17 protein-coding genes are annotated in these 14,730 nt (G+C 64.5%); 11 read left to right on the forward strand and 6 right to left on the reverse strand.

What is annotated here, in order from left to right:
* The first annotated feature begins 36 nt into the window (after positions 1-36).
* The 8 genes from ACSYDV_RS15480 to ACSYDV_RS15515 all read left to right on the forward strand — a co-directional run bounded on the left by ACSYDV_RS15480 (position 37) and on the right by ACSYDV_RS15515 (position 6,913).
* The gene (locus ACSYDV_RS15480; protein ID WP_438324696.1) at positions 37-1,218 is read left to right on the forward strand and encodes an aminotransferase; all 1,182 of its coding nucleotides are present in this window, start codon (positions 37-39) and stop codon (positions 1,216-1,218) included.
* Between the two features lie 254 nt (positions 1,219-1,472).
* Positions 1,473-1,646, forward strand: coding sequence for a DUF1328 domain-containing protein (locus ACSYDV_RS15485; RefSeq protein WP_438324697.1), 174 nt, complete (start codon positions 1,473-1,475; stop codon positions 1,644-1,646).
* A gap of 15 nt (positions 1,647-1,661) precedes the next feature.
* On the forward strand, positions 1,662-1,934 hold the full coding sequence (locus tag ACSYDV_RS15490; protein WP_438324698.1) for a hypothetical protein: 273 nt from the start codon (positions 1,662-1,664) through the stop codon (positions 1,932-1,934).
* Positions 1,935-1,970: 36 nt separating this feature from the next.
* Entirely contained in the window at positions 1,971-2,486 is a 516-nt protein-coding gene (locus tag ACSYDV_RS15495; protein WP_438324699.1) for a hypothetical protein, read from the forward strand.
* Positions 2,486-2,968 (forward strand): DUF421 domain-containing protein, encoded by a 483-nt coding sequence (locus tag ACSYDV_RS15500; protein ID WP_438324700.1) that lies wholly within the window; start codon positions 2,486-2,488, stop codon positions 2,966-2,968. Before ACSYDV_RS15495 ends, ACSYDV_RS15500 begins: the two co-directional genes overlap by 1 nt.
* A gap of 41 nt (positions 2,969-3,009) precedes the next feature.
* Entirely contained in the window at positions 3,010-3,876 is an 867-nt protein-coding gene (ku, locus tag ACSYDV_RS15505; protein WP_438324701.1) for a non-homologous end joining protein Ku, read from the forward strand.
* A 1-nt stretch (position 3,877) separates the two neighbouring features.
* Positions 3,878-6,385, forward strand: a complete 2,508-nt coding sequence (ligD, locus tag ACSYDV_RS15510; RefSeq protein ID WP_438324702.1) for a DNA ligase D — start codon at positions 3,878-3,880, stop codon at positions 6,383-6,385.
* A gap of 156 nt (positions 6,386-6,541) precedes the next feature.
* Entirely contained in the window at positions 6,542-6,913 is a 372-nt protein-coding gene (locus ACSYDV_RS15515; protein WP_438324703.1) for a PRC-barrel domain-containing protein, read from the forward strand.
* Between the two features lie 104 nt (positions 6,914-7,017).
* On the opposite strand, the gene ACSYDV_RS15520 is transcribed toward ACSYDV_RS15515, so the two are convergent.
* From ACSYDV_RS15520 to ACSYDV_RS15535, 4 genes are all read right to left on the reverse strand, one after another.
* Complete coding sequence (locus tag ACSYDV_RS15520) at positions 7,018-8,469, reverse strand: S41 family peptidase (RefSeq protein WP_438324704.1); 1,452 nt, start codon at positions 8,467-8,469, stop codon at positions 7,018-7,020.
* A gap of 40 nt (positions 8,470-8,509) precedes the next feature.
* On the reverse strand, positions 8,510-9,232 hold the full coding sequence (locus ACSYDV_RS15525; protein ID WP_438324705.1) for an RlmE family RNA methyltransferase: 723 nt from the start codon (positions 9,230-9,232) through the stop codon (positions 8,510-8,512).
* A complete protein-coding gene (locus ACSYDV_RS15530) occupies positions 9,229-10,320 on the reverse strand; it encodes a Ppx/GppA phosphatase family protein (protein ID WP_438324706.1) in 1,092 nt (363 codons plus the stop codon). Before ACSYDV_RS15530 ends, ACSYDV_RS15525 begins: the two co-directional genes overlap by 4 nt.
* A gap of 201 nt (positions 10,321-10,521) precedes the next feature.
* Positions 10,522-10,932, reverse strand: coding sequence for a glycine zipper 2TM domain-containing protein (locus tag ACSYDV_RS15535; protein ID WP_438324707.1), 411 nt, complete (start codon positions 10,930-10,932; stop codon positions 10,522-10,524).
* Between the two features lie 201 nt (positions 10,933-11,133).
* Here ACSYDV_RS15535 and ACSYDV_RS15540 point away from each other — a divergent pair, with 201 nt between their 5' ends.
* The gene (locus tag ACSYDV_RS15540) at positions 11,134-12,141 is read left to right on the forward strand and encodes an esterase-like activity of phytase family protein (protein WP_438324708.1); all 1,008 of its coding nucleotides are present in this window, start codon (positions 11,134-11,136) and stop codon (positions 12,139-12,141) included.
* A gap of 22 nt (positions 12,142-12,163) precedes the next feature.
* On the opposite strand, the gene rpmB is transcribed toward ACSYDV_RS15540, so the two are convergent.
* Complete coding sequence (rpmB, locus tag ACSYDV_RS15545; protein WP_438324709.1) at positions 12,164-12,457, reverse strand: 50S ribosomal protein L28; 294 nt, start codon at positions 12,455-12,457, stop codon at positions 12,164-12,166.
* A 156-nt stretch (positions 12,458-12,613) separates the two neighbouring features.
* Between rpmB and tadA the strand changes: the two genes are divergently transcribed.
* Entirely contained in the window at positions 12,614-13,069 is a 456-nt protein-coding gene (gene tadA / locus ACSYDV_RS15550) for a tRNA adenosine(34) deaminase TadA (RefSeq protein ID WP_438324710.1), read from the forward strand.
* Between the two features lie 108 nt (positions 13,070-13,177).
* Here the strand turns inward: tadA and ACSYDV_RS15555 are convergent, their stop codons facing one another.
* Positions 13,178-13,879: an NAD-dependent deacylase gene (locus tag ACSYDV_RS15555; protein WP_438324711.1), complete on the reverse strand. Its 702-nt coding sequence runs from the start codon at positions 13,877-13,879 to the stop codon at positions 13,178-13,180.
* Between the two features lie 124 nt (positions 13,880-14,003).
* Between ACSYDV_RS15555 and dapB the strand changes: the two genes are divergently transcribed.
* Positions 14,004-14,729 (forward strand): 4-hydroxy-tetrahydrodipicolinate reductase, encoded by a 726-nt coding sequence (dapB, locus tag ACSYDV_RS15560; RefSeq protein WP_438324712.1) that lies wholly within the window; start codon positions 14,004-14,006, stop codon positions 14,727-14,729.
* Position 14,730 lies beyond the last annotated feature (1 nt).

Here is a 14,730-nt window from a genome sequence, read left to right on the forward strand (position 1 = left end):
GTTGGCGGGCTCGCAGGGATGCGATAAGGTGGAAGGATGAGCCGGATACATCCCCTTTACGCCGCGATGGAACCCACCATCTTCGAACATATGTCCCGATTGGCGATCGCGCATGGTGCGATCAATCTCGGGCAGGGTTTTCCCGACGAGCCGGCGCGTCCCGAAATGATCGAGGCGGCGGCACGGGCGCTCGCCGAAAGGTCGAACCAATATCCCCCGGCGTTCGGCCTGCCCGAACTACGCGACGCCATTTGCGACTTTTACCGGCGGCGGCAGGGGCTTTCGCTTGTGCGCGATCAGGTGATCGTGACGTCGGGCGCCACCGAAGCGCTCGCCGCGGCGCTGCTGGCGCTTGTCCGGCCGGGCGACGAGGTGATCCTGTTCCAGCCGGCCTATGATGCCTATGCCCCGATGATATGGCGCGCTGGCGGCGTTCCGGTCTCGGTCCCTCTCGCGCCCCCGCAGTGGCGCTACGACGCCTCGGCGCTTGCGGGGGCGATCACGCCGCGCACGCGCGTCATGATGTTCAACGACCCGCTCAACCCGGCCGGCAAGGTGGCCAGCGCGGACGAGCTTGCGATGATCGCCGCGGCATGCGTTCGCCACGACCTGATCGCCATTTGCGACGAGGTCTGGGAGGATGTGCGCTTCGACGCCATTCCGCACCGCTCGCTCCTGTCTTTCCCCGGCATGGAGGACCGGGCGGTGAAGATCGGCTCTGCCGGCAAGATTTTCGGGCTGACCGGATGGAAGGTCGGCTGGCTGTGCGCGGCGCCTGACACCGCCGCCGCGCTCGGCCGGGCGCATCAGTTTCTGACCTTCACCACGCCGCCCGCCTTGCAATGGGCGGTCGCCGAGGGGCTGGACCGGCCCGACAGCTGGTTCGCTTCCCGAAACGAGCGATGGGCGGCATCGCGCGCGCGGCTCGCGGCGGATCTCGAACGCGCCGGATTTGTCGTCCTGCCGGGCGCCGCGACCTGGTTCCTGTGCATCGATCTGGCTGCTTCGGGAATCGGAATTGACGACCGCCAGTTCAGCGAATGCGCGGTGCGCGAGGCCGGCGTGGCTTCCATTCCCGTCTCGGCGCTGTTCGATGGCGAAGGGCCAAGGCACATCGTCCGCCTCTGTTTCGCAAAGGATCCGGCGATCCTTGGCGAAGCGGTGGAAAGGCTCGCCCGGTTCCGTGACACGCTCGCAGGTGAGCAATCCCTATCCTGAGATTTGGGGATGCGGGGATCGCCTCCCCACAAACCGGAGGTCGCCGCACGCGGGAACTTTAATCCGGCGCCGACGTTGAATGGATGCACGGGCCACGCGGAGATTTTCAGTCTGCCGCACCCATGTGCAACCGATTGCCGTGTCGTCGCCGGACGTTCGGCCGGACCTTCCGGTTCCGACAAGTGAGTGTTCGCCGCGCGATTCGCGCGAGGCTGACGCTTGTCCGGCGCGGCACGGCGAACAGGAGAATGAATATGTTCAAATGGGCGCTCATTTTTGCGGTCATCGCGTTGGTCGCCGCTGTCCTCGGTTTCGGCGGCGTCGCCGGAGCGGCAGCTGGCATCGCCAAAATCCTCTTCTTCATCGGCCTCGCGCTGGTGGTGCTGTTCCTCATCCTCGGTGCGTCCGCCGCCCGAAAGCTTGGCTGATGGCCAGTGACTTCAATGACAAGTGAGTTCGACCGCGCCGTCACATCGCCGGTCGAACGGGTGGCGCGGGCGCTCGCCGGTCATTCTCTCAGCAAAAATGCCGAGGGCGATCTGGAATCTGCGGGCGCTGCGGTCGATGCTCTGTGGCCCGAATACACCAGTGCGGCGCTCGCCGCTTTGAAAACCCTGCGCGAACCCAGCGGCCGGATGCTGGCGGTGGGTGACGGGGCGATCTGGGACCGCATGATTCTCGCCGCGATTGAGGATGAGACGATTTCGGAGTCCTGAGCCTCTGTTGGGAGAGTTCGTTGAGGGAGGTTGAATATGGCAGCGCCCGACGGGATATCGGAACAACCGGCCGGAAACAGCCTCTGGAATCGCCACGCCAGCCCTGTATCGATCGTCCTTCTGGGTGGAATATTGGCGTGCGCCTTCGCCGGTTTCACGGGCGGGCAGCCGAGCCCGAAGACGGTCGCCGATTTCGGGCGCGCCACCCTCACGGTCAAAACCCCCCTCGTCATCCGCAACGGCGAGTTTTTCGAAACCGAAATCGAGATATCGTCCGTGGCCGCGCTCGGCGACGCCACGGTTGCGATCAGCGCCGATCTCTGGCGCGACATGACGGTCAATACGATGATCCCCGCCGCGGGCGAAGAGAGGTTCGAGGAGGGGAGTTATCGTTTCGCTTACGGGCCGCTGGAGGCGGGACAGGCCTTGCGGATCAAGGTCGATGGTCAAATCAATCCGCCGCTGTTCGCCGGAACCCAAGGCGAAATTTCGCTCTATGACGGCAAGCGGCTCGTCGGACGGCAACCGCTCCGGATCAAGGTGTTGCCCTGATGGATATCGTGCTGCGCGCCTCGGTAATGTTCGCCATGCTCTATCTGCTGATCCGGCTGCTCGGAAAGCGCGAGCTTGGCCAGATGACGCCGTTCGAACTCGTCCTGCTCGTGGTGATGGGCGATCTCATTCAACAGGGTGTGACGCACAATGACTTCAGCCTGACCGGGGCGATGCTTGCGATCTGCACTTTCGCTTTCTGGGCGCTCGTTCTCAGCTGGACCGTCTATCTGTTTCCGCGCGCCAAGGACTTGCTCGATGGCGCGGCGCGGGTGATCGTGCGCGACGGAGAGATTGTCACCTCGGCGCTGCGACGCGACCGGCTGACCCGCGACGAGATATTGTCGGAGATGCGGCTCGCGGGAATCGGCCGATTGTCGAGCGTCGCCTGGGCCATCCTCGAGCCGCAGGGCAAGATCAGCTTTATCAAGAAGGAAGCGGGCGCGTCGCCCCAGCATGATGCCGAGGACTCTTTGGTCTAGGATTTCCGGCTCTTTGGCCTTCGGACAGGAAAGGATTTTTGATGGCGGCACGCGCCTATTGGAAAGGTCAGATCCGGCTCGCGCTGGTGTCGATCCCGGTCGAAATCTATTCGGCGACCAAATCGGGCGCCGCGGTCACCTTTCGCCAGATCCACGAACCGAGCGGCAAGCCGGTCAAATATGAAAAAATCGTGCCCGGCATTGGCGCGATCGACCATGACGACATCGTCAAAGGCTTCGAACTGTCGAAGGGCAATTATGTCCTGCTCGACGAAGAGGAAATCGAGGCGGTCAAGCTGGAGAGCAAGCGCACGCTCGAACTCGTCCAGTTCGTCGACACCGACGCGATCGACGTCCTCTATTACACCAAACCCTATTATGTCGTCCCCGCCGACGAGCTTGCCGAAGAGGCCTATGTCGTGCTGCGCGAGGCGCTCAGGCGCACGAAGAAGGTCGGGCTTGGCCAGCTTTCGTTGCGCGGTCAGGAACAGCTTGTCGCGCTGCGCCCGTGCGGACGCGGGCTTGTCCTCGAAGTGCTGCGCTATGCCGATGAGGTGAACAAGGCGGCCAATTATTTCCGCGACGTGGGCAATGCGAAACCCGACACCGACCTGCTCGATCTCGCCGAAACGCTGATCGCCAAGAAGAGCGGAGAGTTCGACGCGAGCGACTATCACAACCATTATATCGATGCGCTGAAGCGCGTGATCGCCAAGAAGGCGAAAGCCAAGGGCAAGCGCGTGTTGGAAGATGTCGAGGAGCCCGCCAGCACCGGCCGCGGCTCGAACGTCATCGACCTGATGGCCGCGCTCAAGGCCTCGGTCGACGGTAAGAAGACCGCGCCTGCGAAGGCGGCGGCGGCAAAGAAGGCTCCCGCCAAAAAGCCCCCGGCACGCAAGCGCGCCTGACATGGCCAGGCGCGCCGACCCGCTCGCGCAATATAACGCCAAGCGCGACTTCGCGCTGACCCCCGAACCCGCGGGCAAGGTGGAGAAGGGGGCCGGCAACCGCTTCATCGTCCAGAAACACGACGCCACCCGCCTCCACTACGACTTCCGCCTTGAGGTCGACGGTGTGCTCAAAAGCTGGGCGGTGACCAAAGGCCCGAGCGCCGATCCCGCCGACAAGCGCCTCGCGGTCCGGACCGAAGACCATCCGATGAGCTACGCCGATTTCGAGGGCGGCATCCCCAAGGGCGAATATGGCGGCGGCACCGTGATGTTGTGGGACCGCGGCACATGGGCGCCGATTGCAGGCAAGAGCGCGAAAGATATCGACAAGGGCCATCTCCATTTCACGCTCGATGGCGAGCGGATGAAGGGCGAATGGCTGCTCGTCCGCATGAAGCCGCGCCCGGGCGAGAAGCGCGAGAATTGGCTGCTGCGCAAGATCGACGATGCCTTTGCGGGAGGCACTGACGATCTGGTCGGGCGCCAGCTCACCAGCGTCCTGACTGGCCGCACCATGTCCGAAATCGCGGGCGATGAGGGCGGCGAACAGTCGCTGAAGGGCGCCAAGGGCGCAGCCTTTACCAAAAAGATGGCCGACGCCGCCGCGCACAACAAAAAGATCGCCAGGCCGGTCGCAAAGGGCAAGCTGCCCAAATTCCGCCCGCTCCAGCTCGCAACGCTCGTCGATGCGGTGCCCGGCGGCAACGGCTGGTTTCACGAGATTAAATATGACGGCTACCGCGCCGAAATCGCCGCCGCAGGATCCGACGTCCGCGTCTACACGCGCAATGGCCTCGACTGGACCGACAAGTTCGCGCCGCTGGTCCGCCACATCGCCGCGCTCGATCTGCCGTCCTGCCTGATCGATGGCGAGATTATCGCCTACGGCAAGGACGGCAACCCCGACTTCTCGTCGCTTCAAGCGGTGCTCAAACGCGGACATGGTGCGCAGGATGAGGAAACCACGCTCCATTTCTTCGCCTTCGACCTCCTCGAAGCGGACGGAAAATCGCTCGCCAAGCTCGGCAATCTCGAACGCAAGGAACGCCTCGAAGCGCTGCTCCGCGATGCCAAGGCGCCGATCGCGGTCGCCGACCATGTCATCGGCGCAGGCGAAAAACTCTATGCCGCCATGTGCAACGCCGGGCAGGAAGGCATCATCTCGAAACGCGCCGACGCCGCTTATTCGGGCCGCCGCTCGAAAAGCTGGGTGAAGGTCAAATGCACCCGTCGTCAGGAGTTCATCGTCGTCGGCTGGAACCCGTCAGCAACCAAGGCCCGCCCCTTCGCCTCTTTGCTCCTCGCGCAGCGCGAGGGCGATAAGCTCGTCTACAAAGGCAATGTTGGCACCGGCTTCGATACCAACACGATGGCCGACCTCGCGAAGACATTTGCGCGGCTCGAACGGAAGACCGCCCCGCTAGACGTTGATGCCGCATCGGCGCGCAAGGTCCATTGGCTCAAACCCGATCTCGTCGCCGAGATCGCCTTCGCCGAATTCACCGCTGGCGGATCGGTGCGCCACGCGAGCTTTCTCGGGCTGCGCCACGACAAGGAGGCCAAGGACGTGACCCCCGAAAATAAACAGCCCACCCCCGCGCGGACAAGCGACGTGACGATCAGCAGCCGCGACCGCGTGATCTTCCCCGAGGCCAAGGCGACGAAAGGCGACCTCGCCGACTATTACGCCGCGATCGCCCCCATCATGCTCCCCCACACGGCGCGCCGCCCGATCAGCCTCGTCCGCTGTCCGCAGGGGCGCGGCAAGAAATGCTTCTTCCAGAAACATGATTCGGGCAGCTTCGGCGACCATGTCCTCCACGTGCCCATCAAGGAAAAGGACGGCGGGCATGAGGATTATCTCTATGTCGAGGACGCCGACGGCCTGCTCGCCTGCGTCCAGATGGGGACGATCGAATTCCACGGCTGGGGCAGCCATGTGGACGCGCTCGAACAGCCCGACCGCATGGTGTTCGACCTCGACCCCGACGAGGGGCTCGATTTCGGCGATGTCAAAAAAGCCGCGTTCGACATCCGCCGCCAGCTCGCCGACATCGGCCTCGTCAGCTTCGCCATGCTGTCGGGCGGCAAGGGCGTGCATGTGGTCGTCCCGCTCGACCCGGGGCACAGCTGGGACCAGCACAAGGATTTCTCGAAACGCTTTGCCGAGGCGCTGAGCCTCGCCGAGCCCGACCGCTTCGTCGCGACGATGAGCAAGGCAAAGCGCAAGGGCAAGATCTTCATCGATTACCTCCGCAACCAGCGCGGTAGCACCGCGATCCTGCCCTATTCGGCGCGAGCGCGCGAACAGGCGCCGGTCGCGGTCCCGATCGGCTGGGATGCGCTCGCCGATGTCGCCAAAGCCGGCCAGTGGACGATCGAGGATAGCGACGAGCTGCTCGAACGCGCCGCCAGCCCTGAACTCAAAGGGTGGGGCTTTGCGCGGCAGACGCTTCCGTCGATCTGAGGAGGATGGCGCGCCTGCGAAAGAGCGTGGGCGATTTGCGGCCAATGGCGGAACATACCGGCTTGCTCCCGGTTGATAGGGAATGGGGAGGGAAGGCCGACAGGTCCAACCCCGTCGGCCGTTCGCGCAACATCAATGAATCAAGGAGAGACCATCATGGCCGACACGCTCCAAAGACCGGAAGCACATCATCTTATCGCTTCGGACAAGGTCGAAGGGACCCGGGTCTACAACACTGAAGGCGAAAAGCTTGGGTCGATAGCCAATGTCATGATCGACAAGAAATCGGGCAAAAGCGAATATGCCGTGCTGGAGTTCGGCGGACTATTCGGATTGGGCAGCGACCAATATCCGCTCCCTTGGGACATGCTGAACTATGATCCCGAAAAGGGCGGCTATGTCGTCAATATCGCCAAGGAACAGCTCGTTGATGCGCCGCGGTATGGCACCGACAAGGCGCCCGATTATACCGATGAATATGGGCGCAGCGTCTATGGCTATTATGGCCTGAACTATCCCTATTTTTAGAAGGTGACGCGCGCAAAGGCCGGAACGCGGGCTTCCCGTTTCCGGCCCGCGTGCGCGCTGCCGCTGGAAGTTTGTTCGCGATTCCCGCTCGTTCGGAATGAAATTCAGAACAAGCCCGGCAGTTCGCGCTGCGCGGCGCTCGGTCGCCCGGACATCAGCATGTCCGGCGCGACGGGTGCGCCCGTGGCACCGCGGCTCGCCGTCGCGCCAATCGTAGCCGCGCCGATACGCGTCGTGCACGCGCGGCCAGCAAGAAAATCGATCGCGGCGCGCACCGACGCCTCGCGCGGGTCGCCCAGCGGCATCGTCAAATCGTCGCTTGCCGCGCAGCTATTCGTAATCCGGGATGCAAGCCCGGAATAATAATCGGCCTGGCCGCTGGCGTTGGCGGTGGCAAAGGCGACGACGCGTATGCGCTCGTCGCATGCCACCTTGTCGACCCCGATCTGGCCGACCGGCTTGCCATAGGTGTTGCTGCCGACCAGCGTCATGTTGGTACCCAGATAGGGCAGCATCGAATTGATCACGAGCTCGCTCGCCGAAGCGGTGGAATCGGTGCCGATGAACGCGATGCGCGTCGGCGCGATCGATTCGGGTTCAGCGGCGAAAAGGCGCTCCTCATTCTCGACCGATTTCGACGGCCGGAAATTGGTCCGCGAAAAAATTTCGGATGTGCTGCGATTCCGCCCCAGCAGATCGCCCATCAATTCGGCGGTCGAAACCAGCCCGCCGCCATTATAGCGGAAATCGATGACGACGTCGGTGACGCCTTGGGCGCGGAAATTGGCAAAGGCGGTGCGGAGCTGCGAATCGGCTGACGAGATGAAGCTGCGCAGATTCAGATAGCCGTAATTGCGGCCGCCCTCGCTGATGATCTTTGCGCCATAGCGATCGGAAATCGGATCGAGCGCGTAATTGGCCTTGGCGACGGTGACGTCGCGCGTTCCCGCAGCATCGCTGATCCGCAATATGCGGGTGACGCCCGGATCGCTCGGACCCAGTGCATTGCTGACGCCGCCCAGACCTTCGGCCGCGACGATCGCCCCGATGGTGCGCACATTGCCGCTGTTGGTGCCGATCGCCGATATCCGCGTCCCGCGGTCGATGCCCGCCGTCAGCGCCGGCGCGCCTTCATAGGCTTCGGTGATGACGATCTGCTGCGCGGCGGCGTCATAGGCCATCAGCATGCCAAAACCTGCGCTCGATCCGCTGGCGTAAAAGGCTTTTTCCTCGGCGATCGAGGTTCGATAGGTGAAATAGCGATCCTTGCCGAGTGCGCGTGCGGGGGCGACCAGCGCATCGATATAGTCGTCGACGGTCGCGTGGCTGGCCGGATTGACCCCGCTCGCGACGTCATTGGGGAAGAGATACCATTCGTCGATCACCGCTTTGGCAAAGGCCTTGCGCTCGGGCAGGCCGCATCCCGATGTCGGCGTGGGGGTCGGGGTGACGGTGACCGGAGCGGTGCTGATATTTTGACCTTCGCTGCCGCACGATGCCAGCGTCAGCGCCGCCAATGTTATCGAGGCGACCGATCTCCGCTTGATATCCCTCATTCCTGTCCTCCCCCTTCGACCGGAGCCCCCCGGACGATGATTATTCCTCTTCGGCCTCTTCCGTCCTGCGGCGCCCCTTAAAGCCCTGCGCGATGACATATAGCTCGGGCGATCCTTTGCGGCTCGCGGGCGGTTTGGCGTGCTTCACCGTAGTAAAGTTATGTTTAAGCATGGTTAATAATTCGCGATCGGCGCCGCCCGCGAACACTTTGGCGATAAAGGCGCCGCCGGGTACCAGCGTCTGGATGGCGAAATCGGCGGCGGTCTCGGCGAGCCCGATCGTGCGCAAATGGTCGGTCTGCGGGTGGCCGACGGTGTTCGCCGCCATGTCCGAAATCACCAGATCGGGCGCGCTGCCCAGCGCCTCGATCAGCGCATCGGGGGCGGCATCGTCCATGAAGTCCATCTCGAGGATCTCGACGCCTTCGATCGGCTCGCACGCCAGCAGGTCGATCCCGACGACGCGCGCGCGCGGATTGACCTTGCGCGTGACCTGCGACCAGCCGCCCGGCGTGATTCCGAGATCGACGACCGCGCGCGCCTTTTTCAGGAAGGCGAATTTTTCGTCGAGCTCGATCAGCTTGTACGCGGCGCGCGATCGATATCCTTCGGCCTGCGCGCGGCGAACATAGGGGTCGTTCAACTGGCGCTGCAGCCAGCGGGTCGACGAAACGCTCCGCTTTTTCGCGGTCTTCACGCGGACATGCAATCCGCCCCGGCCACTGCCGCCCTTGCTGCCGCCGCCGCTCTTCGTGCTGCTCATTTGCGATGCTCCCGGCGGGTGACGGGGACATCGCGGCCCTGCATCGCCAAGGACCGCAATATCCCCTCCCGGATACCGCGATCGGCGACCCCGACCCGCGCTGCGGGCCACAGGTCGATAATGCTTTCAAGGATCGCGCAGCCTGCAACGACCAGATCGGCACGCTCGCGCCCGATGCACGCGATTTCGGCGCGATCGGCCAGGCTCGCGTTGGCGAGACGGCGGCTGATGTCGCGCATCGCGTCGGCGGGGACGACCAGCCCGTCGACCGCGCGCCGGTCGTAACGGGGCAGGTCGAGGAAGACGCTGGCGAGCGTCGTGACCGTGCCGCTGGTGCCAAGCAGGCGCAGTTTCTGACCGGCGAAGCGGGTTGCACGCGCCGCGAATTCGGCAAAGGCGGTGCGCGTCACCTCGCGCATATGGGCATAGCTTGCCTGCCGCCCGGCCAGACTGTCTTCGGGCAGCGGGGAATGTTCGGTCAGCGAAACGACCCCCCATGGCACGCTGATCCAGTCGTGGATGGTGACGTCATGGTTAGACACATCGACATGCATTAATTCGGTCGATCCGCCGCCGATATCGAAAATCAGCGCGGGTCCGTCACCCGGTTCCATCAGATTATGGCATCCCAATACAGCCAGCCGCGCTTCTTCGGCGGCGGAAATGATGTCGAGCACGATCCCGGTTTCCTGCCGGACCCGTGCGGCGAGTTCGCCGCCATTGGCGGCGCGACGGCACGCCTCGGTCGCGACCGCGCGCGACAGGGTGACATGGCGTCGCCGCAGCTTGTCGGCGCAGATCGCCAGCGCGGCGACGGTGCGGTCCATCGCGGCCTGGCTGATCTTTCCGCTGCCGTGCAACCCTTCGCCCAGCCGGACGATGCGTGAAAATGCGTCGATGACGACCAGTTCGCCGTCCTGCGGACGCGCGATCAGCAAGCGGCAATTGTTGGTGCCGAGGTCGATCGCGGCATAGCTACGCGGCCGCGCTGCGAACATCGGGCGGGGATCGTCGCCCGCCCTGTTTCGTCCTTTCACCGCCGGCCCGGGCCGCGGCGTCCGCCCTGAAGGCGCTGCCATTTGGCGCATGGCTATTATAACCTGTTCAATTCACGCGCTCACAAGACCGCGAGCGTGCACTTGGGCAGGAACTTAGGCTTGGCTGCCCGCGATGGCAAGGCGCATCGCCGGGCCGCCACCGGGGCGCCGGGCGGCAAAGAAAACCCCGCCCGGCGGAAAGCCGGACGGGGTGAAGGGGAGAGGGGAGTTATTGGGGGTCGGGACTGCCTCTTAACGGCAGCCGTCATTCCCCTTGTCGATTGCGCGGCCGGCGATCGCGCCGACGGCGCCGCCGAGGATCGTGCCGACCGTGCGGTCGCCGCGGCCAGCGATTTCATGGCCGGCCAGGCCGCCCGCGATCGCACCGATTACGGTGCCGCCGGTGCCATTGTCGCAGCGGTTGCCGCGATAGCGCTGATTGTAACGGCGCTGGTCGTTGCGACGGTCGTAACGACGGTCGTTGCGGTCATAGCGGCGATCCGAACGACGGTCATAGCGGCGGTCGTCGCGGTCATAGCCGCTGTAATAACTCGAATATCCGTCGCGGTCATAATAGCCATTCTGTGCCGCGGCCGGGGTTGCCAGGCCCAGCGTCGCTGCGGACATCAGGGCGGCGATGGAGAGGGTCGTCATTTTTTTCATCGTCTGTCTCCTATTTCGTCGGACTGCCCTTGGGCGGGGCGGGGGGTCGATAAAGCGGTTTTGCCCGATTCGGTTTGACCCAAGTCTGAACATGCTTGTTGGCTGGGGTTCAGCTTCGTCTGCCTTCCGCTTGCGCGTGCCGGGTGCAGCAAGGCGGTTCGCGCTTGCACGCTCCCCTGTGGCGGGCCTATCCCCGCGCCGATGCGCCGTCCCCTCCTCGCCGCCCTGATTTTCCTCGCGCTGGGGCCGGTCGCCGGCACGCATCAGCGCGTGCCCGTTGACGATCTGACCCAGAGCATATCGGCGCGGCCGCTGCGGCTTTCCGCGTCCGATGGGGGCATGATGCGCTTCGTCCGCGGCTGGCAACTTGAAAGCCCGCACAGCAAATTCGGCGGCTTTTCCGCGCTCGCCCTGATCGGGCCCGATCGCTTTCAGCTTGTCGGGGACAATGGCTATGGCGCGCGTCTGACATTGAATCCTGCCAAGGGCGTGCGCGATGTCCGCATCCTCGCGATACCGGTGCCAAAGGGGCAGCCGCGCCGCAAATCGATGGCCGATATGGAGGCGATGTTCGTCGATCCCGCCAGCGGCAAAAGCTGGATCGCGCTCGAAGGGCTCAATCAGGTCTGGCGGCTCGACGCCGATCTTCGCCATATCGAAACGCGCCGCCGCCTGCCCGCCCCGCGCTGGCCTGCGAATCGCGGGCCAGAGGGGATGGTACGGCTCGCCGACGGCCGAACGATCATTTTCTCCGAAGATGCCGATGGCGATCCGCGGGGGCGTGAGGCGTTGGTCTATGCCGACGATCCGGCGGTTCCGGGCCAGCCGCCGCTGCGCTTCTTCTATGATTCGGCGGGCAAGGGCCTGGTCAGCGACGCCGCGCCACTGCCCGACGGCCGCGTGTTGCTTGTCCACCGCCGGCTCGGCTTCGATCCCGTCTTTACGACGATCATCGCGATTCTCGATCCGGCCGACATCGGCCCGGACGGCGTGGTGCGCTCGCAGCCGATCGGCCGCGTGCCGCGCGCCCTTGCCGACAATTATGAAGGCGCGGCGGTCTCGGTCGAGGGTGCGCGCACCTTCCTGTGGCTCGTCTCGGACAATAATTTCAACGTCTGGCAGCGCAGCCTGTTGTTGCAGTTCGAACTGGTCGATCTGCCGCCGCGCCGCGCACAGCAAAAAGGCGGTGCCGTTTCCGGCCCGCCTTGATGCGATTCGAATGTGAAGGGGATTAAGCGGCCTTTTCGGCCAGCTTCTTCACCACTTCCTTCTTCACCTTGCGCGCCGATGCCGACAGCTTGTCGTCGCCGGCCTTCAGCAGCCAGTTGTCGAGACCGCCATTATGTTCAACGGTGCGCAGGCCGTGGGTCGACACGCGCATCTTGACGCCCTTGCCGAGCGCGTCCGACAGCAACGTCACATTCTGCAGGTTCGGCAGGAAGGTGCGCTTGGTCTTGTTGTTGGCGTGGCTCACATTGTGGCCAACCTGGCGGCCCTTGCCGGTCAGTTCGCAGATGCGCGACATGGTCTTCGTCCTCGTCTAAAAAACTGGGTCAAAAAAATTTCGGGTCGGCGTCCGGGCGCTTCCCGTGAAACGGGACATGGCGGGACCGGATGAGCCGGGAAAGGCGCGCGCTTATCGGCTTGCCGCAGATTCGTCAAGGGACTAGCGGGAAAAGCCATGTCGCAATTTCCCCTGCCCGACCCGATGCGCCGCGCGCTCAACCTCGCCAAAACCGCGGCGGAGCGGGGCGAAGTGCCCGTTGGCGCGGTCGTCGTCAAGGACGGACAGATAATCGGCGAAGGACATAATCGTCCGCGCGAATCGCACGACCCGACCGCGCATGCCGAGGTCGTTGCGATTCGCGCTGCGGCGGCTGCGCTCGGCAATGAACGGCTGGACGGCTGCGATCTCTATGTGACCCTCGAACCCTGCGCGATGTGCGCGGGCGCGATCGCCCACGCCCGAATCGCGCGGCTCTATTATGGCGCCGACGATCCCAAGGGCGGTGCGGTCGTCCATGGCCCGCGCACCTTCACCCAGCCGACGATCCACCACCGGCCCGAAATCTACGACGATATCGGCGCGGGCGAGGCGGCGGCGCTGCTCAAGGATTTCTTCGCGACGCGGCGTTAGAAAGGCATCGGCAGCAATATATCGTCGCCCCCGCAAAGGCGGGGGCCGCTGGCAACCTTACGCCACGCCGATAACGGCCCCCGCCTTTGCGGGGGCGACGATCGGGGTTCAACCCAGCATTTCCTCGACCCACGCCGGGACCAGCCTAGTCGCCGGCCCTTGCCGCGCTTCGTCGAACCAGTGGCTCCCCTGGCTCGGCTCCATATTCAGCTCCAGCGTCCGCGCACCGCTCGCGCGCGCCTCGCGGACGAAGCCAGCGGCGGGATAGACCGCGCCCGATGTGCCGACCGACACGAACAGGTCGGCGCGGTTCAGCGCATGATAAATCGCGTCCATCTGGTACGGCATCTCGCCGAACCACACGATGTCGGGACGCAGATACCCCACCATGCCGCATGCGGGGCAGGCGGGGCGGTCGATCAGCGATCCGGCCCACAGGCTGCGCGTGTCGCATGCGGTGCACCAGGCGTTCAGATGCTCGCCATGCATATGGATCAGCCGCTTCGCCCCCGCGCGTTCGTGCAGATCGTCGATATTCTGGGTGACGATCAGCAATTCGCCCGTCCACTCGGCGTCGAGCCGCGCCAGCGCCTCATGCGCCGCATTCGGCGCCTTGGTCTGGATCGCCTCGCGCCGCATGTCGTAAAAGCGCAGCACCAGGTCGGGATCGCGCGCGAAGGCTTCGGGCGTCGCGACATCCTCGACGCGATGCTGTTCCCACAATCCCCCGCCGTCGCGAAACGTGTCGATGCCGCTTTCGGCCGAAACCCCCGCGCCGGTCAGGATGACGATATTCTGAATCTTTGACATGCGCCCTCTTATCCGTTCGTGTCGAGCGAAGTCGAGACACCGCGAGGATGTGAACGGCCGATGGGCATCTCGACTTCGCTCGATGCAAACGGCTAAGGGAGGCCCAGCATATAGGGGACGCATTATGACGAGCATCGGTATTATCGGCAGCGAAGGACGGATGGGCGTCGCACTCGCTGCGGCCATTGCCGAGGCAGGGCAGCAAAGCATCGGCATCGACAAGGGCGGCAATGTCGCCGGGCTCGCGGCCGACGCCGCCGCAATCGTCGATTTTTCCTCGCCCGCCGCGCTCGAAGCGACGCTCGACGCCTGCATCGCCGCAAAAACCCCGATCGTCATCGGCACGACCGGGCTGGAGGAACGGCATCATTATCTGATCGACGATGCCGCGCGCGACATTGCGGTGCTCCAGACGGGCAACACCTCGCTCGGCGTCACCCTGCTCGCGCATCTGGTGCGCGAGGCCGCGTCGCGGCTCGACGCCGACTGGGATATTGAAGTGCTGGAAATGCACCACCGCCACAAGGTCGACGCGCCGAGCGGCACCGCGCTCCTCCTCGGAGAGGCGGCTGCAGAGGGACGCGCAATCGATCTGAACACTTCCTCCGAACGCGGCCGCGACGGCGTCACCGGCGCGCGGGGCCATGGTACGATCGGATTCGCGAGCCTGCGCGGCGGCACCGTCGCGGGCGACCATGACGTCATCTTTGCCGGGCCCGAAGAAATGATCACCCTGTCGCACCGCGCCGAAAACCGCATGATCTTCGCGCGCGGAGCGGTCCGCGCGGCGCTGTGGCTGGTTCACCAAAAGCCGGGACGCTACACGATGCCGCAGGTGCTGGGGCTCTAGG

The organism is Sphingopyxis selenitireducens, from assembly GCF_051550705.1.
Taxonomy (GTDB): Bacteria; Pseudomonadota; Alphaproteobacteria; order Sphingomonadales; family Sphingomonadaceae; genus Sphingopyxis.

Excerpts from the sequence above, each read along its gene's own strand:
- ACSYDV_RS15485 (WP_438324697.1), top strand. The coding sequence starts at position 1,473 with ATGTTCAAATGGGCGCTCATTTTTGCGGTCATCGCGTTGGTCGCCGCT.
- tadA (WP_438324710.1), top strand. The coding sequence starts at position 12,614 with ATGTCGCAATTTCCCCTGCCCGACCCGATGCGCCGCGCGCTCAACCTC.
- ACSYDV_RS15530 (WP_438324706.1), bottom strand. The coding sequence starts at position 10,320 with ATGCGCCAAATGGCAGCGCCTTCAGGGCGGACGCCGCGGCCCGGGCCG.
- ligD (WP_438324702.1), top strand. The coding sequence starts at position 3,878 with ATGGCCAGGCGCGCCGACCCGCTCGCGCAATATAACGCCAAGCGCGAC.
- ku (WP_438324701.1), top strand. The coding sequence starts at position 3,010 with ATGGCGGCACGCGCCTATTGGAAAGGTCAGATCCGGCTCGCGCTGGTG.
- rpmB (WP_438324709.1), bottom strand. The coding sequence starts at position 12,457 with ATGTCGCGCATCTGCGAACTGACCGGCAAGGGCCGCCAGGTTGGCCAC.
- ACSYDV_RS15500 (WP_438324700.1), top strand. The coding sequence starts at position 2,486 with ATGGATATCGTGCTGCGCGCCTCGGTAATGTTCGCCATGCTCTATCTG.
- ACSYDV_RS15520 (WP_438324704.1), bottom strand. The coding sequence starts at position 8,469 with ATGAGGGATATCAAGCGGAGATCGGTCGCCTCGATAACATTGGCGGCG.
- ACSYDV_RS15540 (WP_438324708.1), top strand. The coding sequence starts at position 11,134 with ATGCGCCGTCCCCTCCTCGCCGCCCTGATTTTCCTCGCGCTGGGGCCG.
- ACSYDV_RS15535 (WP_438324707.1), bottom strand. The coding sequence starts at position 10,932 with ATGAAAAAAATGACGACCCTCTCCATCGCCGCCCTGATGTCCGCAGCG.
- ACSYDV_RS15555 (WP_438324711.1), bottom strand. The coding sequence starts at position 13,879 with ATGTCAAAGATTCAGAATATCGTCATCCTGACCGGCGCGGGGGTTTCG.
- ACSYDV_RS15515 (WP_438324703.1), top strand. The coding sequence starts at position 6,542 with ATGGCCGACACGCTCCAAAGACCGGAAGCACATCATCTTATCGCTTCG.
- ACSYDV_RS15480 (WP_438324696.1), top strand. The coding sequence starts at position 37 with ATGAGCCGGATACATCCCCTTTACGCCGCGATGGAACCCACCATCTTC.
- dapB (WP_438324712.1), top strand. The coding sequence starts at position 14,004 with ATGACGAGCATCGGTATTATCGGCAGCGAAGGACGGATGGGCGTCGCA.
- ACSYDV_RS15495 (WP_438324699.1), top strand. The coding sequence starts at position 1,971 with ATGGCAGCGCCCGACGGGATATCGGAACAACCGGCCGGAAACAGCCTC.
- ACSYDV_RS15525 (WP_438324705.1), bottom strand. The coding sequence starts at position 9,232 with ATGAGCAGCACGAAGAGCGGCGGCGGCAGCAAGGGCGGCAGTGGCCGG.
- ACSYDV_RS15490 (WP_438324698.1), top strand. The coding sequence starts at position 1,662 with ATGACAAGTGAGTTCGACCGCGCCGTCACATCGCCGGTCGAACGGGTG.